The sequence below is a fragment of the Pseudoalteromonas sp. GCY genome, assembly GCF_016695175.1.
Classification (GTDB): Bacteria; Pseudomonadota; Gammaproteobacteria; order Enterobacterales; family Alteromonadaceae; genus Pseudoalteromonas.
The window spans coordinates 1,666,228-1,688,289 of sequence record NZ_CP068023.1 but is presented as its reverse complement, the minus strand read 5'-3'; the positions used below and the strand labels follow the sequence as shown (position 1 = coordinate 1,688,289).

The window sequence follows — 22,062 nt, the reverse complement described above, 5'->3', positions numbered from 1 at the left end:
ATCTAGTCCCTCAACGATGCATTGAATTGTTTGGCCAGTTCGGCCACCACGTTTTCTACAACCGCGCTGATGTCTTTCTCTTCGAGCGTTCTATCAACCGCTTGTAATGTTAGAGCAATGGCTAAACTCTTATGATCAGGTTCAACCCCTTGCCCTTTGTACACATCGAATAAGTTTAGGTCAACTAATTGATTTCCGCCAACTTTCTCAATGCACTCTAAAATATCGCCTATTTTTACGTCATCTGCAACTAAAATAGCAATATCTCTTCTATTTGATGGGAATTTCGAGATACTAACTGCTTCTGGAAGCAAGCGATTTTCTAAAGCAGCCATGTCGATTTCAAATACATATGGTGTATCTTTAAGCTCTAACGGCTTTAATAGCTGAGGGTGTACTGCACCGATGAAACCAACCTTTTTACCGTCTGCATAAATTGCAGCTGATTGGCCTGGATGCAAACCATCGCTCGCTTCTGCTTTAAAGCTAAAACGGGCTTTATCGTTACAAAGCGCAAGTAATGCTTCTACATCGCCTTTCACATCAAAAAAATCCACTTTACGTGAAGGCACAGACCAATGTTCGTTATGCGTGTTACCATACGCGATACCACCGATCACAGCAGTTTGACGTACGCCGTTTTCCGCGTTGTCGTCTTTGATAAACTTAAGACCCGTTTCGAATAAGCGAATACGCGATTGTTGACGGTTTTGGTTATAAGAAACCGCATTGATCAGGCCTGTCATCAGGCTTACACGCATTGCAGACATTTCAACCGAAATTGGGTGCGGAAGAATTAATGCATCGGCTTCTGGGTGTAGCTGCTGTTGTGCTTTTGGATCAACGAAGCTATATGTGATGGCTTCTTGATAACCACGGCTTACTAACTCATCTCTAAAACGCGCTACTGGCAAACATGCTTCTTGATGATCTGTCATCTTTAACGCAGCGGTTGGTGCCACATTTGGAATATTGTTGTAACCAAATACACGAGCAACTTCTTCAATTAAGTCTTCTTCGATACTAATGTCGAAGCGATAGCTTGGCACTTGAGCTTGCCACTGGTCGTCTGCAAATGTTACCGCTAAGCCCAGACGCGTTAAGATATCTGACACTTTAGCATCTTCGATATGATAACCGATCACGCGGTCTAAACGCTCACGGCGTAAAGTTACTTGACGCTCTTTTGGTAAATCCGCCTCTGACACTGCTTCAACAATCGGTCCTGCTTCACCGCCAACGATTTCAAGTAGCAAGCCTGTTGCTCTTTCCATCGCATCACGCTGAAGTACAGGGTCTACACCACGCTCATAACGGTGCGATGCATCGGTATGCAAACCGTAGCTGCGTGCCTGACCTGCAATCGCAAGCGGTGCAAAGAACGCGCTTTCTAACAAGATGTCTTTTGTCTCTTCACTAACACCTGACTGTTCACCACCGAAAATACCTGCCATCGCAAGTGCTTTATTATCATCAGCAATCAGTAGTGTTGATGGATTAAGCTTCGCTGTGTTGCCGTCTAACAATACTAGCTCTTCATTCTCAAAGGCGTTACGTACTTTAATTCCACCTTCTATTTGGCTTAAATCGAACGCGTGCATAGGGTGACCTAGCTCAAGCAATACGTAGTTCGTAACATCAACAACGGGATCAATTGAGCGTACACCGCAGCGGCGCAGTTTCTCTACCATCCAAAACGGGGTCTCTGCTTTAACATTAACGCCCTTGATCACACGACCTAAGTAGCGTGGACATGCTTCGCTGTTTACCAGTTCAATAGAGATTTTATCATCAATCGTTGGCGTAACTGGCGTGATAGCAACTTCTGTTACGTCGATGCTGTTTAGTACTCCAACTTCACGAGCCAGACCTTTGATCCCTAAACAGTCGCTACGGTTAGCCGTTAAATCGACATCAATCGTTACATCGTTCAAGCCGAAGTATTCACGAATATCTTGACCGATTGGCGCATCCATAGGGAGTTCTAAAATACCGTCTGAACTTTCCGCCATGCCAAGCTCTTCAAACGCACACAGCATACCGTGAGACGGCTGGCCACGAAGTTTAGCTTTCTTAATTTTGAAATCGCCTGGAAGCGTTGCGCCCACTTTAGCAACCGCCACTTTTAAACCGGCACGGCAGTTAGCGGCACCACAGACAATATCTAGTAGTTCGTCTTCGCCTACGTTTACTTTTGTTACTCTAAGTTTGTCGGCATCTGGGTGTTGACCACATTCAACCACTTCACCGATAACCACACCTTGGAAGTCACCGGCAACAGGGTCTACGCCATCAACTTCTAAACCCGCCATTGATAATTGCTCAGATAGCGCATCAGTATCAATTGCTGGATTGACCCACTCGCGTAACCACTTTTCACTGAATTTCATACTTTTGTCGCTCTTATCTGAATTGGTTTAGGAATTTTAAGTCGTTTTCGAAGAAAGCTCTTAAGTCAGTTACGCCATAACGTAACATCGTCAAACGCTCAACCCCCATACCAAAGGCGAAACCAGTGTATTTTTCAGGGTCAATGCCTACCGAGCGTAATACGTTCGGGTGCACCATGCCGCAGCCTAGTACTTCAAGCCATTTACCATTTTTACCTTTTACGTCCACCTCAGCTGAAGGTTCTGTAAACGGGAAGTATGAAGGACGGAAGCGAATTTCCATATCTTCTTCAAAGAAGTTGCGTAGGAAATCGTGCAAAATCCCTTTAAGTTCTGTAAAGCTCACGTTAGTGTCGACCATCAAGCCTTCAACTTGGTGGAACATTGGCGTATGTGTTTGATCGTAATCGTTACGGTATACACGACCTGGCGAGATAATTCGCAAAGGCGGCTGCTCAGCTTCCATAGTACGGATCTGAACGCCACTGGTTTGTGTACGTAGTACCAATTTAGGATTGAAATAGAAAGTATCATGATCGGCACGCGCTGGGTGGTGCTCTGGAATATTTAGCGCGTCAAAGTTATGAAAGTCATCTTCAACCTCTGGGCCAGATTTAACAGCAAATCCTAGCTCACCAAAAAACTGCTCAATACGCTCAATAGTGCGAGTAACTGGGTGAAGACCACCAGCTGGCATTGTACGACCCGGCAACGTCACATCAATCGTCTCAGCTGCTAGCTTCTGCTCAAGTGCTGCATTGGCTAACGCTTCACGTTTTACCGTAATCGCATCTTGTACTTGGGTCTTAGCTTGGTTAATCACTTGACCTGCATCTTTACGCTCTTCTGGTGCTAGTTTGCCTAGCGTTTTAAGAAGACCTGTGATCTCACCTTTTTTACCAAGGTAGTTAACTCTAACTTCCTCAAGGTGCGCAATTTCGCTTGCCTGCTCAACGGCTTCAAGCGCTTGCGCTAAAATATTTTCTAAATTCATTGTCTACCTGATCTTTGCTGAGGTAATTTGCTGTTATTTAATCTCTTATGATAACTGAATTGCAAGGCGATATTCTAGCCCTGTTACAGCTTTAAAGTGGCTTTTATAAAAGGAATTGTTAACTTTCTTTGCGCAGCCATGGATGCGTGATCGAGTTTATCCAATACATCAAGTAAAGCGCGCATATCACGACTCAATCTCGTGAGCAAAAATCGCGCACATTCATCGGATAGCTCAAGGCCACGCATATGCGCTCTTTTTACTAAGGCTTCGGCTTTATCATCATCACTCATCGAGCGGATCTGAAAGGTCGTTCCCCAGGTTAGACGCGATTCTAAGTCTGGTAGTGACAAATTCAGCATGTTGGGCAACAGATCGGCAGTAACCACTAGGCATTTGCCTTTTTCATTAAAACGATTGAAAAAGTTAAATAAGGCTTTTTCCCACGCTTCATCCCCTGCAACCAAATGCACATCGTCTATACAAACTACATCCAATGCATCGAGCCCATCTAACACTAAGGGACCAAAATCCAACACTTCTCGCACCGACAATAAAATAGTCGAGAGTCCAAGCTCTTGCGCTTCAATGCACGTGGCATAAAGCAAGTGCGACTTGCCAGAGTCTGCCAATCCACACAGATAAGTGTACTGAAAACCGGTTAAACGACGGGCAAGACCATTTTTTAAGTGGCTTACTTCCAATGAAGCTTCACCGCCAAAATAAGAGGCAAAGGTTTCGTCATCAGGCAGCGTCACTGGCAACGCCATTTGACGTGGCGATTCCATCCTATTTACCCACCCAATTGTATTTAAGGTTGTTGTCGTCTGCGATTTGATAATAGGCTCTCGGGTCTTCGTACGCCTTAAAGCTTTGCTCCAATGCAATCGTTTTACGCAAGTCTGATACATTTGAGGTATGTTCAATCGCAAACTTCACTGCTGTTTTCGCACGGTAGATCACATCGACACCCACCACGGTACTCATAGATAGCAAACGACGCTTCGCCATTTCTACATCCGTAAATGACTGTAATTGCTCAACGACAATTTCAGTTCGATGGGCTTCTAAAGTGAGATTAGGATCGATAACATATTTCTGAGCTAAGGTGCTAGATAGCTGATTCACCATATCAATAATGACTTGCTGTTTGTCACCGACATATTGCTCAGGCTCAAAATATTCAGCATCAGTGTAGCGCCAGTCTAGCTGCCAAGAATTTGTATGGGGGGGCTGAAACAAACGTGCGGTGATAACGCGCTCCGCCTCATAACGCAATGACGCTTCCTCAACTTCGTTAGAAAAGTTTCCCCACACCTCTGCGATACTCACATTACTGCGATCTTCAAGATCCATCAAAGGAACAACCACTGGCACGCCCCATTCGTCTGCGGTGTCATAAATCAGGCGTTCGAGTTGGGGGTAGCTTTCTTGCGTAACAAACTCTCGGCGGAAATTATCTTCAATCACCATCCAAATCGCGACCATAGGACGGCGGTTACCCCAAAGCGGTAGGCCAGCTTCTCTGACTAGATCTTCGACCTTACCAGGCTCAAACTCCACCTTTATTTTGGTTACGCCTTGTCGATCATAATATTCATATCTCAGCATGTAATCTGAGATGCGCTTAAGGCTCGCTTGGATCGAAGGGTGAGAAAAATCATCGGCTTTACCTGTGAGCTTTTGCAACACTTTTAATAATGCCTGTTGGCTCGCTTGCGCTCGCGTTGCGCGAGATTTGTCGCTAACACTCAGCGAGGCTTCATATAAATTTTGAACTTCAACTGCTTTTGCCGTCATAGCAAAACAAAACAGTGCAATAAGGATCAGCCTGATGATCATAATGTCCATGTTTTTCTGACTATAAAGCCTGATCCTAAATCAATCATCTGCTTAAAGCAAAGGGCAACGAGCAATATCATGAAATTTTATAAAAACATGATAAATAACAAAATATTAATCTTATATTCAGTGTTATTTGAAGCTAAATGAGACCTGATTCTTGCCCTTTCCTTTCGACTCATATAACGCTTGATCCGCTACTTTTAACAACGATTCCGCACTGAATTCCACGCCCTCAGAAACCGCCATGCCGATGCTACAACCGACATTTACCAACTCACCATTGGTAAGCAAGATATCTTCATTTATCACACCCAAAAGGCGATTTGCTAAGCTTTCAAGCAAGTCCCGAGCAATTTTTTCATTAATCACAAAGACAAACTCATCTCCACCAATACGACAAACAAAGTCATACTCTCGTAACGCTTCTTGTAGACGTCTTGCTACATGTACCAAAACCTCGTCACCACTATGATGGCCGTGATTATCATTAATCGGCTTGAAGTTATCTAAATCGAGATACCCTAAATACACATTTACTGGCTGTCGCATCGAGCGAGCAGACATTTTATTCAGCTCGTTAAATAGGTATTTTCGATTCGCCAATTGCGTAAGGTTATCGTGGTAGGCATCAAATTCTAGCTTTTCTTGAAGTGATTTGCGCTTTTCGACCTCTGTTCTTAATTCCTCTAAACTCACACTAAGTTCATGGGTGCGTTTTTCTACCATTGCTTCCAGTTCAAGCTCATGGGTTCTAAGCGCTTTATTCGCTTCAATGAGTGCTTGCTGGTTTGCAAATGCATCCATCGCAGACGCAATAACATGACTAACGGTATACAACAAATCCACCATGGCTTCTGAATATTCATCGCTACGACGGTAGGATTGGATCACAAACGCGCCTAAATGCTTGTCGCGATTGATTAGCGGAAAGCACAGCCATTGCTTGGGGAAACTGCCTAACATTTCAATAACCCCTTTCTCGGTCAGTGCCATCAAAGCATGCTCAGAATAGTTCTTTACACTGTCAGAGCGCAGCGCATAACTAGTAAGCGTTTTGTCTATTTCTGTGCTAGTTAGACTATTTAATTCCTCGAGCGAAATACTGTCTTTGACATCATGGAAATAGGGAAATTCAAACTCGCCATCTTGTCTTTGCAAAACCACATAGAAATTGTCCGCGTAAGTAATTTTTTGCACAATACAGTGCACATTCAACAAGAAGTGCTCCAAAGATTCGCTGGTGTTTAAACACGAAACGATATCGGTCATGCTATCTATTACTTCAGGAAGTTCTGCCATCATTGAGCGCCCTTTTGAATCATTAATTCTCAATCTCACAAAAGCTTAACTAGCAGTACTAAAAATTACCAGAAATCAATTACTTTTTTATCCGGTCATCTAGGTGCCTGAGGTCTGTTGACCTTTCAATCTGATGTGTAACACTTTAAAATTTACTGACTAGAGTCTAAACGGAATACATAATGAAATACTTACATACCATGGTACGAGTACGTGATCTTGATGAATCAATGAAGTTTTATTGCGACCTCTTAGGTCTCGTTGAAGTAAAACGTTATGACAGTGAACAAGGCCGCTTCAGTTTGATTTATCTCGCCGCCCCTGATCAAGTTGAGCAAGCGCAGCAAAGCTTTTCTCCTACTATCGAACTTACCTATAACTGGGATCCGGAAGAATACAGTGGTGGTCGTAATTTTGGCCACTTGGCCTTTGCCGTAGAAAACATTTATGCACTTTGCCAAAAGCTGCAAGATGCAGGTGTGGTGATCAACCGGCCACCGCGCTGTGGTCACATGGCATTTGTTAAATCTCCAGATGGAATTTCTATCGAATTACTCCAACAAGGTGATGCGTTACCTCCAGCCGAGCCTTGGCAGTCAATGGAAAATACGGGTAGTTGGTAATAATTACTGGTAATCACTATAGCACCGGAGCGATGTATCTAACCTGAAATCAGAATAACTACCGCTCCTTTCCCCCTTACTTCAATAAGCAAGATGGTAGCTTTTAAGCAGTTTCACCAGTTGCTTTTTGAAAGGCTTGGAATCTAACACCTGTTGTAGCGCCTCAAAATCCGATGCTGAATCTTTAGGCGCCAATATTGCTCTAAAATAGGTTTCATGGGGATTTTGAGAAAAGTGGAACACTCGCTTCCAACCATTTTTAGCAATAAGATATTCTGTCGTAGAGCGACTAACAATGGCAATACTCACCCGCCTTTTGAGGATCATCTCCAATAGTGCTTCTTCGGAATTTACATTCACTCGCTGGATATTGGCTTGCTCCACTCCTTGATCTAAGTGGCGGTAGTAGTACCCTGCAATGGCGCCAACTTGATTACCGTACAATGAGCTAGGGTGATAATATTCAAACGGTTGCTCTACATGTGAGACGAATTCGTCCGTGTCATACATTAACGGGCCGCTCCACAAATACTTTTGTTTTTTGCGGTCATCAAACCAAGCTGGGTTTACCCCTAAAATAAATCCTTTGAGCGTTTGCTGTTCGAGCTGCTTATCTAAGCGTTTACGTGGTACAAAACGTACTTCTACCTGCAGCTCTTTTTGCACGGCATTAATCAGTTTTGCTAAATCAAAATAAAGACCTTTTTGCGCTTCTAGATCAATAATATAGGGCGGCTTGTGATGATATACGTAGAGAATTTGGGTTTCAGCGGCTGTCACTGAAAAGGCCACCATTAACCAAGTAACAATGGCAATACAATACTTTTTTAACACTGAGTGCCTCGTGTCTAACCTAAACTTTTAATACAGTCTAAAACTACAGCCTAGCTCCTTCTCGGCACATCGGTTAATTCCTTTTACATGCTTTTAAATGAGCAAAGGGACCAAAGGCCCCTTATTTTACAAAAATATAACAAAAACAAATTATGAACAAGTAATAACTGTGACCTGTATCACCCGTTTTATTACTTTCATTATGTCTGCCTTAGTATTAGGCAATTACTGACAACCATCTTTGTTATAAGACACTTTCAGCGCTGCCCCCGTTGGTGCTCCTGACACTTTCAAGTATCCCCAATATTCAGATTGCGCACTTATCTCAATGCACTCTTGGTTACCTTGATTGAACGAGCTTGCATCCACATTAGTGCCATTTGGCCATCCTGCATTGCTGTATTCAAGCCCAAGATCACCACTACCATGAGCTGTTTTGATCACCACCGATTGTTGACCACTTACATTCTCAAGGCTAAACCACATCGGCTCTTGGCTTCCAAGGCAAATTGTTTCATCCGCTGCTAATCTACCATTAGAGACACTACCCTGCGACTGACATACGTCCTCTATTGTTGAATTTGTTACGATTTCTCCTAACAACTGCACATTTTCAAAGCGATTATAACCATGCAGCATAATGTAATAGGTGCCAGCGGCAGGTGTAGTGATTTCACATACCTCTTCGTTACCGGATTGGTATGGTCTGCAATCATACTCGCTGAACGTTGGCGCCGAGCCCAACTTAACGTAAAGATCGGCATCACCTGTGCCTCCAGACGTGCTGATGACTAATTTATCGCTACCAGCCACAACATCAATTGAAAATGCAACTTGCTCATCTTGCTCGCCCGCAACCGTGACAGCTACGCCAGACTGTAGTTTGTTTGACGTCGTTGCGCTCACGGTAGCCACTGTATTGCTAGTGTGATTCAAACCGCTAGGATCACTCACTGTTAAGCTAATTTGATACTCGCCTGCTTGCACATAACTGTGCGTGGGATTGGCTTCATTACTTTGACTACCATCACCAAAACGCCACAGATAAGTGAGTGCATCACCATCTGGGTCGACACTACCTTGGCTTGAAAACTGTATCGCTTGATTAACGTCACCAGAGTACGGGCCATTAATCTCTGAAGTTGGTGCGCTATTCTGACCACCAGCGGCAAGCTCATTACACCATTGAACAAACTCTGATTGATACTGTGATGCGAGTCGGTCCATACGGGCTTGGTACGCATTCCAATTTGCTTGTCTCGTTTCCTGTCGCATTGCGAGCACTTCATCAAAATGCTTCTCATACAGGAATCTCACTCCTAAATAACCCCAACGGTAAATTCTATCTTGATCAAAACCGTCATAAGTCGTGCTGAAGATTTCGGCTAGCGTATAAACTGAGCCATCTTTGATTGTATCTATTGCGGCTTGATTATCATTGAGGTTTGCAATGTACTCAGCCACCCCTTCACTCCACCAGACGATAGGCTTAGTCGGTGCATTGAAGTCACCATACAGGTCAAAACGCCCATCAAGATAATGCACGTATTCATGCTCTAAGTTCCAGATGTAATGATCCGGTTTTGCATAACTGGCCTCGTATGCAACAAAATTAGCAACATTATTCACATCGCTGGGATTACCTTCTAAATACATACCACCGTTGTCGGTGCTGATCTTAAAAATGGCTTTGGCATATTTTTTATAGTCTGCACTGCTATTAAAGATATTCACTTGCAGAAAATCATTGTTATCATCGGCAACAGGTAAGCTACCTGTTTCCAGCATCGTGTGGAATCGCCCCTCTTCCGCTTCCATGGTTTGACACGCTGAAGTTAATTGCTGGGCCGTGAGCGCTTGTGCTCTAACCTTTATCGTATCGCTACAACTATGTTGTTGAGAAAGTACCTTTACTTCTAGTTCTTTATCAAAATTACAAATCCCAAACTGGCCACAATCAGCATAATAGGTCGCGACATCAGCCGCAGCTAACCAGACACCATCGCCAAAGCCATAACTGTTATAACGCGAGAATAAAGCGGTTAATTGCGTGTCGACTGACTCTTGAATAGCTGCACCATTGTATAATTTAAGTCGAGCCAATTCGCTCGCAGCATTGATGATTAGATATTCAGAGTCTGAATTTACCATCCAAGTTTGTGCGGTGAAGCTCCCTAGTAAACTCACCAATTGTTGATCGTTTTTAACCAAAGCGACAAAGTTATCATTCCACTGACCACGATATAAGATAGTGAAAATGCCATTTACCGCACTGCGCATATTCCACTTTTGAGCGTAGCTTTCATTCCATTTAGATAGCCATGCTTTTACAACTGGCAGATAGTGCCCCTGTAGTTCCGATGAGTCCATTGTAGTAATAGCCTCACCGAGTACTTTACCATGGGCATCATTGTCGTCGTAGAAATGGCTATTGCTAACGAAGGCATCCAACGCATCTTTCACCGCAGGCTTAACCCAAGTAGCAAAAGTCACCTGATCATTGTAAAACTCAACATAAAAGCCAGCGCGAATAAATAAATAAAGCGCTTCGAGGTCGGCACTGCCGTTGCCTGAATAGCTTTGCGAAAGCGATTTGGCATTTTGCGCCGCAGCGTACATTTTATCTGAAGTGAATACTTGTGTTTGGATGCTGCTGTCAGCGGAGAACAAAGCATTGATACAGCTCGTACCCTGTTGCTTTATTTCAGTAACAATTTGGCTACTGCTCGCACTTGCTAAGCTATTTAAATCACATGCAGCAATCGCTTCACTTTGGCTTACTGCCATCGCTTGCAATAATGGCGTGTGTTTAGCAGATAATAGCGGCATACTCCTTGTTGGTGTATGTGCAACGGGTGCTCTATCATGCAAATCTTTGTGCTCATGGCCATGGGAAATGTTCGTTTCCACTTGAACCGATGCATCGAGCGGCTTAAAGAGTCGCTGTGATTCTTGATGTGCGTTGGCTGAATTTATCGCTGTAAGCGCAGATAACGCCAAAGTGAGTTTTGTAATTTTCATCATGTACCTTTCCTGTTGTGTATCCAAACCCGATTGGGTTATAGGTTTTTAACACTAAAATTACAATGTATACAATATATTTTATATAACTTTATGGAATAGTGGCTCGACGGAAAAGCCACCATAATCTTAAAAACGCGTATCCAAAGGGGAAGGTCGTAGGTTATAAATACACCCAATTGGTTGATCTTTATGATTAAAAGTCCAACCAATTGACGAAAAGAAGGAATAAAAATTTACAGTGAGTGGAATAAATTAGATCTTATCAATATGGGAAATAGCACCGGAAGTAATTTTTACTCTCACTCGATAAGTGGATAGCGTGATTGAATAAACACCGTCATTTGGTTTTTGTGCTAATAAATGCTGTAGCCCTAAAAGCAACTCATCTGTATCGTTACCACTGCTGGTGTTTCTTGAATCTAGGTATTCTTTTCCCTGCTTCAGTGCCTTATCCAATACCACTGAAGCGACTTGCTGAGTAGACTTATTTTTCAACGTCTTAAACAATGCGCTTTTTAATAAACTCATGGTTATTCTCCTGATAAAGATACCGGCTCATACTAACATATCATTTATGAACCGGTGCCTGATTGGTTTTGGGAACAATCCGAGTGTAACAAGCTCGCACTAAAAGTCTAAATCAAATTCGTTTCAAACTATGTCAGATGTGTATAACCCTACTCTATCTCAGCTAAATAATTTACTTGCTCAGCAAGTTGCTTACCAGAGAATAGCTTCGGTACGAAGTGTAATAGATTCAAGGAAAGCTGATGCTCTGATCGTGTGACATTCGCTAAGCTGGGTAAAGTGCCTAATTCGCTACTTATATCGTGCCAAACGGGATTAGCCTCATTTAGCTCGTCATAAGCAACGGTATTGATCTCAAAATTTTCAAAATATTCATCAACTAAGAACAAGGGCTGAGTGAGCTTAAGCGAATCAAGTAACTCACGAGAGAAGTTGTGTCGAGCTTCCGAACTGTTACTGGTAAAAAAGTAATCTGGTAGATTATAACCAATGATTAAATCTGAGTTTGCGTACAAGCTATTGGTATACAGCAAAGCAGTAAGAATAAGATAGGTATCATATCTTGCTAAACTCACACCTTGCAAAAGCTCACTCTGCTTACAAAGATCAATCGCACATCGACTACGCATGGTACGCCAAAAACAATGTTGATTCTGGGAGAGATCCCGCGCACCCGCGCCTGCCAACCTAGATTTCCAGCTTGACATAAACAATTCAAACCCTTGTGTTTTGAATTGATCTACTTCAAATGACATCCATTTCTCCTAAAAATGTTTGTTCCAAAAATACATAGGCATCAAACAAAGCTATAAGAATTTAGAAAAATGGCAATTACACGGCATTACAGCAGCTAAAGTAGAAATGATTGTTATAGTAAAAAGCCCGCGGATGCGGGCTTTAAAAGAAAGGATTACTTGTATTCAACTTCAATGATTTCATATTCAACAGCACCATTTGGCGTTTGAATATTCACTGTATCATCTAGTTCTTTGCCGATTAATCCACGCGCAATCGGTGAATTAACAGAAATCAAGTTGTTCTTAAGATCGGCCTCGTCGTCACCAACGATACGATAAGTCACTTCTTTGTCTGTATCTACATTAACAATAGTCACAGTACTACCAAAAATAACCTTGCCGTTGTTCTGCATTTTAGTCACGTCGATGATTTGTGCTGTTGAAAGCTTAGCTTCAATTTCTTGAATTCGGCCTTCACAAAAACCTTGCTGCTCACGTGCAGCATGGTATTCAGCATTTTCTTTCAAGTCACCGTGTTCACGTGCTTCTGCAATATCTGCAACGATTTTCGGGCGAACAACTTTTTTTAAATGATTCAGTTCATCACGAAGCAACTCTTCGCCTCGTACTGTCATCGGAATTGATTGCATAAGTATCTCACTCATTGCCAGAGCTGACGCTCTGGCCTTGTTCTTTTTAGTTCAAACGCTGGTGTAGTTCTTGAACAGAGTTTACAGAATTTCTGTCGTCAGCTTCATTCGCTGTACAGTTTGCAAACGCTGCATTTAGCGTAGTGGTGTAGTTAGTCTTATGCTGAAGTGCACCACGACGTAACACCTTCGAGTCCTCAATAGCTTGGCGACCTTCGGTAGTATTAACGATATAGCTGTACTCACCATTCTTGATACGGTCAAGAATATGAGGACGGCCTTCGAATACTTTGTTTACGCGACGTACTTCAATACCCGCTTCTTCAAGCGCTGTCGCCGTACCATTCGTTGCATCTAACTCAAAACCAATTGCTTTCATTGTCTTAGCTAGTTCAACTACGCGTGCCTTATCACCATTACGCACAGATAGTAGCGCGCGGCCGCCACGTGGTAAAGTGTTTGATGCACCTAATTGGGCTTTTGCGAATGCTTCGGCGAAGTTTTCACCAACTCCCATCACTTCACCCGTCGAGCGCATCTCTGGGCCACGCATTGGGTCAACACCCGGGAACTTAGCGAATGGCAATACCACTTCTTTCACACTGTAATATGGAGGGATAACTTCCTTCGTGACACCTTGACTTTCAAGAGATTGACCAACCATACAACGTGCCGCGACTTTTGCCAGTGCAATGCCTGTTGCTTTTGAAACAAATGGTACGGTACGAGCTGCACGCGGGTTAACTTCAATCAAGTAAACTTGACCGTCTTTCACCGCGAACTGGGTATTCATCAGGCCAACAACACCTAGTTCCAGCGCCATATCACGGACTTGCTTACGCATCACATCTTGAATATCTTGCGGCAGCGTATGTGCAGGCAATGAACAGGCCGAATCACCCGAGTGAACACCGGCTTGCTCGATGTGCTCCATAATACCGCCAATGATAACGTTCTCACCGTCACAGATAGCATCTACGTCTACTTCAATTGCATCATCTAAGAAACGGTCAAGTAGTACTGGTGCTTCATTAGAAACAGACACCGCTTCTGTCATGTAGCGACGTAAGTCGTCTTCATCGTATACGATTTCCATTGCACGACCACCAAGTACGTATGATGGACGAACAACCAGTGGGAAGCCAATTTCTTGTGATTTAGCAACCGCTTCTTCTAGTGACGTTACCGTTGCGTTTTCTGGTTGAAGTAGGTTTAGACGCTCTACTAGCTGTTGGAAGCGCTCACGGTCTTCTGCGCGGTCGATGGCGTCAGGAGAAGTACCAATAACTGGAACACCATTCGCTTCAAGATCTCGTGCCAGTTTAAGTGGAGTTTGACCACCGTACTGAACGATCACGCCTTTTGGCTTTTCAACACGGACAATTTCTAGCACGTCTTCAAGTGTAATTGGCTCGAAGAATAAGCGATCAGACGTATCGTAGTCTGTTGAAACTGTCTCTGGGTTACAGTTAACCATGATAGTTTCATAGCCATCTTCACGCATCGCAAGGGCTGCGTGTACACAGCAGTAATCGAATTCGATACCTTGACCGATACGGTTAGGACCGCCACCGATAACCATGATTTTGTCTTTGTCAGAAGGATTCGCTTCACATTCTTCATCATACGTTGAGTACATGTAAGCGGTGTCTGAGCTAAACTCTGCAGCACATGTGTCTACGCGCTTGTAAACTGGCAGAATTTCAAGCTGGTGACGCTTCTTGCGAATTTCTTTTTCTGATACGCCTGCGATTTCGGCAATGCGAGCATCTGAGAAACCTTTACGCTTCAAGCGGCGCAGGAAGTCTTTGTTTAGACCTGCCATTCCCACTTCAGCGATTGTCGCTTCGTCTTTTAAGATGTCTTCGATTTGAACTAGGTACCAAGGGTCAACTTTAGTGAGTTCAAATACCTCTTCAACAGACATACCGTGACGCATCGCATCAGCAATATACCAAATACGCTCAGCACCTGGCTCGCGTAATTCGCGGATGATCGTTTCTTTTGCGTTTGGTGCGTCTAGTGCAACGATTGGGTTCAGACCCGTAGCACCCACTTCTAAGCCTCGTAGTGCTTTTTGTAATGACTCTTGTTGGTTACGACCAATTGCCATCACCTCACCAACCGACTTCATTTGCGTAGTTAGACGGTCGTTTGAACCTGCGAACTTTTCGAAGTTAAAACGAGGGATCTTAGTCACTACGTAGTCGATTGACGGCTCAAATGATGCTGGAGTTGCACCACCTGTGATGTCGTTTTGAAGCTCATCAAGCGTGTAACCTACGGCAAGCTTGGCAGCGATTTTAGCGATCGGGAAGCCCGTTGCTTTTGACGCAAGCGCAGAAGAGCGCGATACACGCGGGTTCATCTCGATGATAACCATACGGCCATCAACAGGATTGACACCAAACTGAACGTTTGAACCACCAGTTTCAACGCCAATTTCACGAAGTACCGCCATCGAGGCGTTACGCATGATTTGATATTCTTTATCAGTTAGCGTTTGTGCTGGTGCAACTGTGATTGAGTCACCAGTGTGTACGCCCATTGGGTCGAAGTTTTCGATTGAACATACGATGATACAGTTGTCGTTTTTGTCACGAACCACTTCCATCTCATATTCTTTCCAGCCTAATAGGCTTTCATCGATAAGCAGCTCATTTGTTGGTGACAAGTCAAGACCACGAGTACAGATTTCGTCAAACTCTTCCATGTTATACGCAACACCACCACCGGTGCCGCCCATCGTGAATGAAGGACGAATAATACATGGGAACCCGATGCGAGTTAAGATGTCATGCGCTTCATCCATTGAGTGTGCAATTTCAGCGCGAGGACATTCTAAGCCGATATTTTTCATCGCCGCGTCAAAACGCTCACGGTTTTCCGCTTTATCGATTGCATCTGCTGTCGCACCAATTAGCTCAACGCCATGTTTAGCAAGCACACCGTGCTTATCTAGGTCTAGTGCACAGTTAAGTGCTGTTTGGCCACCCATAGTAGGCAGCACCGCATCAGGCTTTTCTTTTTCGATGATCTTTTCTACCACTTCCCAGTGAATAGGCTCGATGTAAGTTGCATCCGCCATTTCAGGGTCAGTCATGATAGTCGCAGGGTTAGAGTTTACAAGAATAACTCTATAGCCTTCTTCTCTAAGCGCTTTACAGGCCTGAGCACCAGAGTAATCGAATTCACATGCTTGGCCGATAACGATTGGGCCTGCGCCCAAAATCAGAATGCTTTTTATGTCGGTACGTTTTGGCATTATTACTCCGGTCTAATTAAGCGTTGCGAGATTGCATTAATTCAATGAAATGGTCGAATAGCGGTGCCGCATCATGTGGACCAGGACTTGCTTCAGGGTGACCTTGGAAGCTAAACGCTGGCTTGTCAGTACGGTGAATACCTTGCAGTGTGCCATCGAACAGTGACTTGTGCGTTGCACGTAGCGTATCAGGAAGCGTTGCTTCGTCAGCAGCAAAACCGTGGTTCTGTGCAGTGATCATCACGACATCACGATCTAAGTCTTTAACCGGGTGGTTACCACCATGGTGACCAAACTTCATTTTTACTGTTTTCGCACCAGAAGCGAGTGCTAATAACTGATGGCCTAAACAAATACCAAAAATAGGAGTATCTGTTTCTAAAAATGCTTTGATTGCTTCAATGGCATAAGTACATGGCTCAGGGTCGCCAGGGCCGTTTGATAGGAAGATGCCATCAGGGTTTAATGCAAGTACGTCAGCAGCGGAGGTTTCTGCTGGGACAACGGTTAACTTACAGCCCCTATCAACTAACATTCTAAGAATGTTCTTTTTCACACCAAAATCGTACGCAACAACATGGAATTTTTCTTCTTCAGCAGAAAGCGTTTTAAAGCCCTCGCCTAGAGTCCAGCTTGATTCACGCCATTCAAACTGAGATTCTGTTGTTACTACTTTTGCTAAATCCATCCCTTTCAAGCCAGGGAATGCTTGCGCCGCTTCTAGCGCTTTTTGCTCGTTTACTTCGTCACCTGCGATGATACAGCCGTTTTGGGCGCCTTTATCACGTAAAATGCGAGTTAGTTTACGAGTATCAATATCTGCGATCCCTAAGATATTGCGTTCTTTCAAGTAATCACTCAATGATTGTTCGTTACGGAAATTACTCGCAAGCAGTGGTAAGTCACGGATCACTAGGCCTTTTGCCCAGATCTTGTCCGCTTCCTCATCTTCGCTGTTAGTACCGGTGTTGCCGATATGTGGGTAAGTAAGCGTAACGATTTGTTCCGCGTATGAAGGATCCGTTAAGATCTCTTGATACCCCGTCATTGACGTATTGAATACCACCTCACCGACTGACATACCGTCAGCACCGATAGCAGTACCGCGAAACACCGTGCCGTCTTCAAGGACTAACAGAGCGGATTTAGTCAAGTTAACCTCCTAATAGTAAAAAACGGGCGAAAGCAAAACGCTCAACATCCCGTCTACAAAGCGCTTGGTAACACGCAGTTATTAAAATTTTGGCAAATTCGTTATAGTCTACAGTATGAATACCTTTTCGTCTAATATAAATCACAAAAATTATAAAAATAAGCCATTAAACTCTTTTTTTACTTTAAAGCCTCAAAATGTTATACTTACTTCTTTAAATCTAGCACATCTTGCATATCATAAAGGCCTGCAGGTTTATCTTTTAGCCACTGCGCAGCCCTTACAGCACCTGATGCAAAGGTCAATCTCGACGCTGCTTTATGTGTTAATTCGAGCCTTTCCCCCATTGTCGAGAAGTAAGCCGTATGTTCACCTACTATATCTCCCGCTCTGAGGACCGAATAACCGATTTCTTGTTGAGATTTCGCTTCATGGCTCTGACTTCGGTCGTAAACCGCAACGTCATCATGTTGCCAGCCTTTTGCTTCTGCAATCGCCTCTCCGATAGCTAGCGCAGTTCCTGAGGGCGCGTCGATTTTGTTGCGATGGTGCGCTTCGAAAATTTCAATATCCATGTCGTCAGCCAGCTTTTGTGCGGCTGTTTGTACTAGGTTCAGTAGCAAGTTAATGCCAACGCTATAGTTGCGAGAAAACACAATTGGGATATCTTTTGCGGCTTCCACCAACAGCGCCATTTCACTTGCTGTCAGTCCAGTAGTACCGATCACCATCGGTTTTTTAGCAGCAATTGCAGCTGATAAATGCTGCTTCATGCCCTCTGGCAAAGTAAAGTCTATTAATACGTCAACATTTTCAAGCTTACTTTGCTCGGAGCTAAAACAGATATCTGCGTCTGCTTGAGGCTGCAGTTGATTAACTGCTTTATCAAGATATTGTGAATTATCTCGTACAAAAGCGTTGGCCAGCTCTACTTGTTGCGACAAATAACAGGCTTCAATCAATGCTAACCCCATTCTGCCATTCGCACCGTAAATACCTATTCTTGTCATACGTTACCCTTTTTATTTGCGATGTTGATTATCCAAAAGGCAGCAACGATGGCTAACCGGATAATAGAAATGCGTTTTTGCGGGAGTAGAGTTTACCGTATCTGTGTGTCATAGTCAGTTAAGTTGAAAATAATAAAACATTAGACTTTAGACGTCTAAACATATAAACTGCCGCGCTCGCTCACCTATTGAAGTTGAGAGATTTTCATCTTAGGTGTGTTGTGCGGTTTTACAGCTGGCTATTGGCTGTGCTTTATTGTTGGGGAGTGCTATGCAACCAAATTACAATCAAACAAAGGCAAAACTATCATTATTGCCGCTGTTGACCTTTGTAGGGATTTTTCTTGGCGCAGGATTGTACTTGCAATCGCAAGGCGTTGACTATGCGTTTTATCAATTAAAGGCTCCTGTCGCGATTTTACCAGCCATCGTTCTCGCTTTTTTACTTAATAAAGATACCATCAACCGCAGTGTCGAAACTTTTATTCAAGGCGCAGGACACAGCAATATCATCACCATGTGCCTCATCTATTTATTAGCAGGTGCTTTCTCTGCGGTTGCAAGTGCCACTGGCGGTGTTGACGCTGTTGTTAACGCCGGTTTATCACTTATTCCTCCGGCATTTCTATTACCCGGCTTGTTCCTTATTTCTGCTGTCGTCTCTACCGCAATGGGAACCTCCATGGGCACAATTGGTGCAATTGGACCTATTGCTGTTGCCGTCGCGATGAAAACCGGAATTGATCCAGCACTTATGGCTGGCACTATCGTTTCGGGCGCAATGTTTGGCGATAACTTATCCATTATTTCTGATACCACAATCGCAGCAACGCGAACGCAAGGCTGTGAAATGAAAGATAAATTTAGAGAGAATCTTAAAATAGCCCTGCCAGCTGCACTGCTGACTGTTTTACTATTGGTGTTTTTAACCCCAGAGCCGCAAGTTGTAGAAACCAAGCCGTTTGATTGGTTATTGGTTTTACCATACGCATTTATTTTGGTCTTGGCGGTGATTGGTATCAATGTTTTTGTTGTGCTCTTTAGTGGTATCGTGTTTGCTGGCTGTATGGGTTTTGTCGGTGACTATCAAGGTGCTGCATTCTTAAACGATATCTATAAAGGCTTTAGTGATATGCAGGAGATTTTCTTGCTGTCTATGTTCATTGGTGGTTTATCTGAATTTATTCGTATCAATGGCGGCCTAGATTTTTTAGCCAAACAGATCCAAAAAATTACCAGCATTATCGCAAAGTGGCACCGTCAAGTTGCTGATCAACTCGGTATTGCTGCGCTCGTGTTAACAAGTAACTTGTGTATCGCAAATAACACGGTAAGTATCATAGTTGCTGGCCCTGTCGCTAAAAAACTGGCTGAAGATGGAAAAATCTCAGCTAAGCGTTCAGCAAGCTTATTAGATATTTTTGCTTGTGTTATGCAAGGCTCTTTACCTTATGGTGCACAGGCACTGCTACTCGGGGCCACTTTTAAAATCAGCCCTTGGGATGTATCTAGTTCTTCTTATTACTGTTTCATTCTGGCTTTCACAGCCATTACCGTTATCTGCCTAAGAAGAAATAAAGCATAATTTATTCGGTTTACGCGCCCAACTTTGGGCGCTTTTGTTATACTTTCATTTTTAACGCTATCCGAATTAATAAATGAAAATCAACACGCTCATCATTTCCTCCTCACTTGCTTTTAGCGCATTTAGTTATGCAGCTGATTGGAGTACAACGCAACTACATATAAACCACGGTGATTTCAAAAACCCGTTTAGCAGAAACGAAGCAACGGCAACGGTTTACTCATTACAACATGCGTCTGGATATCGCTATGGCGATAATTTCTTCTTTATCGATTACAGTAAAGATGACCTTAGTGATGGTTACCAAGACGGTGACTTTTATGGAGAGTGGTATTCAAGCTTATCGATGTCAAAGATTGCTGGCTTTAAGTCTTCTTTCGACGCCATAGCTGACGTTAGCTTAACGATGGGTTTCAATGCAGCCGGAGACGCTAAGGTGATGAAATACTTGCCTGGTGTCAAAGTAAATTGGAATTTTGAAGGGTTCAATTTTTTCTCTTCTACATTCACACTTTATCAAGACGATAGCCAAGGTATTAGTCATGGCGGTGCGCCTAAAGAAAGTGATAGCTGGATGATAGATCTCGCTTGGGGTTACCCCTTCACAATAGGCGAGCAAAAGTTCTATCTCACAGGTCACGTAGAATATATTGGCGAGCGAGAGAACGAGTTGGGTAATGACGTAAAAGGCTGGTTGCTCGCGCAGCCAATTCTACAATGGGATCTCGGTTACGCGATAGGCATGCCTGACAACCAATTAATGTTAGGTGTTGAATGGCAGTATTGGCGCAACAAACTTGGCACAAATACCAAAGAATCTGTTCCCCAGCTACATCTAGCGTGGACTTTCTAACTTTGAACTCGCTTTTGACCTTTGACTTTACTCTGTGATGGTTGAGTCAAAGGTACTCATTATTTATCAGCCTCCACCTGACTACATCTACCATTCAACGTATAAAAAACTGTGTTGTGTTCTACTGTAGTAATAATTTTTTTGTGATGGATTAGTGCTCACACCAAGATAGCGCAACTTCCAATTGTGAAGCATTCGTCGATACACTGGCTGCCACTTTTTGCTGCTCAGACAACAGCGCATTGTAAGATGCTATCAATTCTGGGAGTTGCATTGTATAAACATATTTCTCCATATTGCTGCCGAAATCACTTTGGAACAACAGGGGTAAAGTCGAAATAAGAAACTCAACTTGCTCTGCTTTTGGCTGTATGCCATTTCTACTTTTTTGAAAAATTAGCTCCTGCCAGGTAAACACAATAGATAATTCTTTATCCTCTACCGCACTTAGCTGAGTTTTCACTGTATTCATATAGCGCCTAAAGTTTTTCCACTGATTGGCAAGCAAATAAACATTTAATAAATTTAACCCCGTATAGCTCGCTTCGTAAGCTTGCTCTGCTTTTTGATGATAGAGGAAAGCTTGCCTATATAGTCTTGCAGCATGCTGATACTTACTCATATCAAAATAAACATTAGCTAAGTTATTGTTAAGTGCCGCTTCCAGTTGTTCATCCTTCACCTCAGACAATGTCGGCGTTAAAATATTGATTGCTTCTTCTAACTGCCCTGTTGTTCGATATAAAACGGCGAGATTATTAACGATAAGTGGCTTTTGCTCGTGAGTTGAGTACTTAAGTGCACATTCATAGTTTTTTTGCGCAAGCGCAGGCTTACCGATCCGGCGATAATAAATCGCGAGGTAATTTGCAATTTGCCCTTTCTCAGTTTGCAAATACGCAAGCCACTCAGTATTGTCGGAAAATAGCGCTACTATTTCACGTATTCTGACCGTATCGTTTGTTTTAATTGCAGCTTCTAAACCGGCGCGATGTAACTCATAGATACCTTTAGAGGGCTGTTCTGGAAGTTTGGGTAACGCGGCTTCATATACCCGAGTTGCTTGTGTTGGGTTAGAGATGTTTAAATCTTGAATAACCTGTAATGTCTTAAACAATTCATCAGGGGCAAGTCCTGTCAGAGAAGAAAAAATAATTAAAACTGGTAGCACTTTCGCTCTCCGATTTCCTGATTTAAAGTAATCATAGTGGAGCTTCCGCTGGTTGGCAAAATGCCCGATCGTGCAGCAGTATAAAACCGCTAGCGACTTCA

General features: G+C 43.3%; 17 protein-coding genes. 3 read left to right on the top strand and 14 right to left on the bottom strand.

Annotated features, from left to right (window positions below; translation table 11 throughout):
- Positions 1-2: 2 nt before the first annotated feature.
- From pheT to JJQ94_RS12685, 5 genes are all read right to left on the bottom strand, one after another.
- Entirely contained in the window at positions 3-2,390 is a 2,388-nt protein-coding gene (gene pheT / locus JJQ94_RS12705; protein ID WP_099030996.1) for a phenylalanine--tRNA ligase subunit beta, read from the bottom strand.
- A gap of 13 nt (positions 2,391-2,403) precedes the next feature.
- Positions 2,404-3,384: a phenylalanine--tRNA ligase subunit alpha gene (gene pheS / locus JJQ94_RS12700; protein WP_010604038.1), complete on the bottom strand. Its 981-nt coding sequence runs from the start codon at positions 3,382-3,384 to the stop codon at positions 2,404-2,406.
- A gap of 83 nt (positions 3,385-3,467) precedes the next feature.
- Positions 3,468-4,172, bottom strand: coding sequence for a DnaA inactivator Hda (hda, locus tag JJQ94_RS12695; RefSeq protein ID WP_141557620.1), 705 nt, complete (start codon positions 4,170-4,172; stop codon positions 3,468-3,470).
- A 1-nt stretch (position 4,173) separates the two neighbouring features.
- The gene (locus JJQ94_RS12690) at positions 4,174-5,235 is read right to left on the bottom strand and encodes a DUF2066 domain-containing protein (protein ID WP_099030997.1); all 1,062 of its coding nucleotides are present in this window, start codon (positions 5,233-5,235) and stop codon (positions 4,174-4,176) included.
- 123 nt (positions 5,236-5,358) lie between these two features.
- Positions 5,359-6,531 carry a sensor domain-containing diguanylate cyclase gene (locus JJQ94_RS12685; protein WP_099030998.1) on the bottom strand — a complete coding sequence of 391 codons (1,173 nt, stop codon included), beginning with the start codon at positions 6,529-6,531 and terminating at the stop codon, positions 5,359-5,361.
- 179 nt (positions 6,532-6,710) lie between these two features.
- Between JJQ94_RS12685 and JJQ94_RS12680 the strand changes: the two genes are divergently transcribed.
- Complete coding sequence (locus JJQ94_RS12680; protein ID WP_017219233.1) at positions 6,711-7,151, top strand: VOC family protein; 441 nt, start codon at positions 6,711-6,713, stop codon at positions 7,149-7,151.
- Between the two features lie 81 nt (positions 7,152-7,232).
- Here JJQ94_RS12680 and JJQ94_RS12675 read toward each other — a convergent pair whose 3' ends face one another.
- From JJQ94_RS12675 to dapB, 8 genes are all read right to left on the bottom strand, one after another.
- Positions 7,233-7,985, bottom strand: a complete 753-nt coding sequence (locus tag JJQ94_RS12675) for a substrate-binding periplasmic protein (RefSeq protein WP_099030999.1) — start codon at positions 7,983-7,985, stop codon at positions 7,233-7,235.
- A gap of 225 nt (positions 7,986-8,210) precedes the next feature.
- Entirely contained in the window at positions 8,211-11,009 is a 2,799-nt protein-coding gene (locus JJQ94_RS12670) for a collagenase (RefSeq protein WP_099031000.1), read from the bottom strand.
- A gap of 252 nt (positions 11,010-11,261) precedes the next feature.
- Entirely contained in the window at positions 11,262-11,537 is a 276-nt protein-coding gene (locus JJQ94_RS12665) for a hypothetical protein (RefSeq protein WP_010377978.1), read from the bottom strand.
- Between the two features lie 149 nt (positions 11,538-11,686).
- The gene (locus JJQ94_RS12660) at positions 11,687-12,292 is read right to left on the bottom strand and encodes a hypothetical protein (protein ID WP_099031001.1); all 606 of its coding nucleotides are present in this window, start codon (positions 12,290-12,292) and stop codon (positions 11,687-11,689) included.
- Positions 12,293-12,447: 155 nt separating this feature from the next.
- Positions 12,448-12,924 (bottom strand): transcription elongation factor GreA, encoded by a 477-nt coding sequence (gene greA, locus JJQ94_RS12655; protein WP_010377973.1) that lies wholly within the window; start codon positions 12,922-12,924, stop codon positions 12,448-12,450.
- Between the two features lie 46 nt (positions 12,925-12,970).
- On the bottom strand, positions 12,971-16,189 hold the full coding sequence (gene carB / locus JJQ94_RS12650) for a carbamoyl-phosphate synthase large subunit (protein ID WP_099031002.1): 3,219 nt from the start codon (positions 16,187-16,189) through the stop codon (positions 12,971-12,973).
- 16 nt (positions 16,190-16,205) lie between these two features.
- A complete protein-coding gene (carA, locus tag JJQ94_RS12645) occupies positions 16,206-17,342 on the bottom strand; it encodes a glutamine-hydrolyzing carbamoyl-phosphate synthase small subunit (RefSeq protein WP_099031003.1) in 1,137 nt (378 codons plus the stop codon).
- A gap of 206 nt (positions 17,343-17,548) precedes the next feature.
- Positions 17,549-18,352 (bottom strand): 4-hydroxy-tetrahydrodipicolinate reductase, encoded by an 804-nt coding sequence (gene dapB, locus JJQ94_RS12640; protein WP_099031004.1) that lies wholly within the window; start codon positions 18,350-18,352, stop codon positions 17,549-17,551.
- A gap of 271 nt (positions 18,353-18,623) precedes the next feature.
- Here dapB and JJQ94_RS12635 point away from each other — a divergent pair, with 271 nt between their 5' ends.
- Together JJQ94_RS12635 and JJQ94_RS12630 are read left to right on the top strand one after the other, a co-directional pair.
- Entirely contained in the window at positions 18,624-19,937 is a 1,314-nt protein-coding gene (locus tag JJQ94_RS12635; protein WP_088530882.1) for a Na+/H+ antiporter NhaC family protein, read from the top strand.
- Positions 19,938-20,010: 73 nt separating this feature from the next.
- Positions 20,011-20,790 carry a nucleoside-binding protein gene (locus JJQ94_RS12630; protein WP_099031005.1) on the top strand — a complete coding sequence of 260 codons (780 nt, stop codon included), beginning with the start codon at positions 20,011-20,013 and terminating at the stop codon, positions 20,788-20,790.
- A 151-nt stretch (positions 20,791-20,941) separates the two neighbouring features.
- Here the strand turns inward: JJQ94_RS12630 and JJQ94_RS12625 are convergent, their stop codons facing one another.
- The gene (locus tag JJQ94_RS12625; RefSeq protein WP_236596602.1) at positions 20,942-21,961 is read right to left on the bottom strand and encodes a tetratricopeptide repeat protein; all 1,020 of its coding nucleotides are present in this window, start codon (positions 21,959-21,961) and stop codon (positions 20,942-20,944) included.
- Positions 21,962-22,062 lie beyond the last annotated feature (101 nt).

What these genes read in the sequence shown, in the direction of transcription:
- pheT (WP_099030996.1), bottom strand. Translation starts at nt 2,390, where the DNA reads ATGAAATTCAGTGAAAAGTGGTTACGCGAGTGGGTCAATCCAGCAATT.
- pheS (WP_010604038.1), bottom strand. Translation starts at nt 3,384, where the DNA reads ATGAATTTAGAAAATATTTTAGCGCAAGCGCTTGAAGCCGTTGAGCAG.
- hda (WP_141557620.1), bottom strand. Translation starts at nt 4,172, where the DNA reads ATGGAATCGCCACGTCAAATGGCGTTGCCAGTGACGCTGCCTGATGAC.
- JJQ94_RS12690 (WP_099030997.1), bottom strand. Translation starts at nt 5,235, where the DNA reads ATGGACATTATGATCATCAGGCTGATCCTTATTGCACTGTTTTGTTTT.
- JJQ94_RS12685 (WP_099030998.1), bottom strand. Translation starts at nt 6,531, where the DNA reads ATGATGGCAGAACTTCCTGAAGTAATAGATAGCATGACCGATATCGTT.
- JJQ94_RS12680 (WP_017219233.1), top strand. Translation starts at nt 6,711, where the DNA reads ATGAAATACTTACATACCATGGTACGAGTACGTGATCTTGATGAATCA.
- JJQ94_RS12670 (WP_099031000.1), bottom strand. Translation starts at nt 11,009, where the DNA reads ATGATGAAAATTACAAAACTCACTTTGGCGTTATCTGCGCTTACAGCG.
- JJQ94_RS12665 (WP_010377978.1), bottom strand. Translation starts at nt 11,537, where the DNA reads ATGAGTTTATTAAAAAGCGCATTGTTTAAGACGTTGAAAAATAAGTCT.
- JJQ94_RS12660 (WP_099031001.1), bottom strand. Translation starts at nt 12,292, where the DNA reads ATGTCATTTGAAGTAGATCAATTCAAAACACAAGGGTTTGAATTGTTT.
- greA (WP_010377973.1), bottom strand. Translation starts at nt 12,924, where the DNA reads ATGCAATCAATTCCGATGACAGTACGAGGCGAAGAGTTGCTTCGTGAT.
- carB (WP_099031002.1), bottom strand. Translation starts at nt 16,189, where the DNA reads ATGCCAAAACGTACCGACATAAAAAGCATTCTGATTTTGGGCGCAGGC.
- dapB (WP_099031004.1), bottom strand. Translation starts at nt 18,352, where the DNA reads ATGACAAGAATAGGTATTTACGGTGCGAATGGCAGAATGGGGTTAGCA.
- JJQ94_RS12635 (WP_088530882.1), top strand. Translation starts at nt 18,624, where the DNA reads ATGCAACCAAATTACAATCAAACAAAGGCAAAACTATCATTATTGCCG.
- JJQ94_RS12630 (WP_099031005.1), top strand. Translation starts at nt 20,011, where the DNA reads ATGAAAATCAACACGCTCATCATTTCCTCCTCACTTGCTTTTAGCGCA.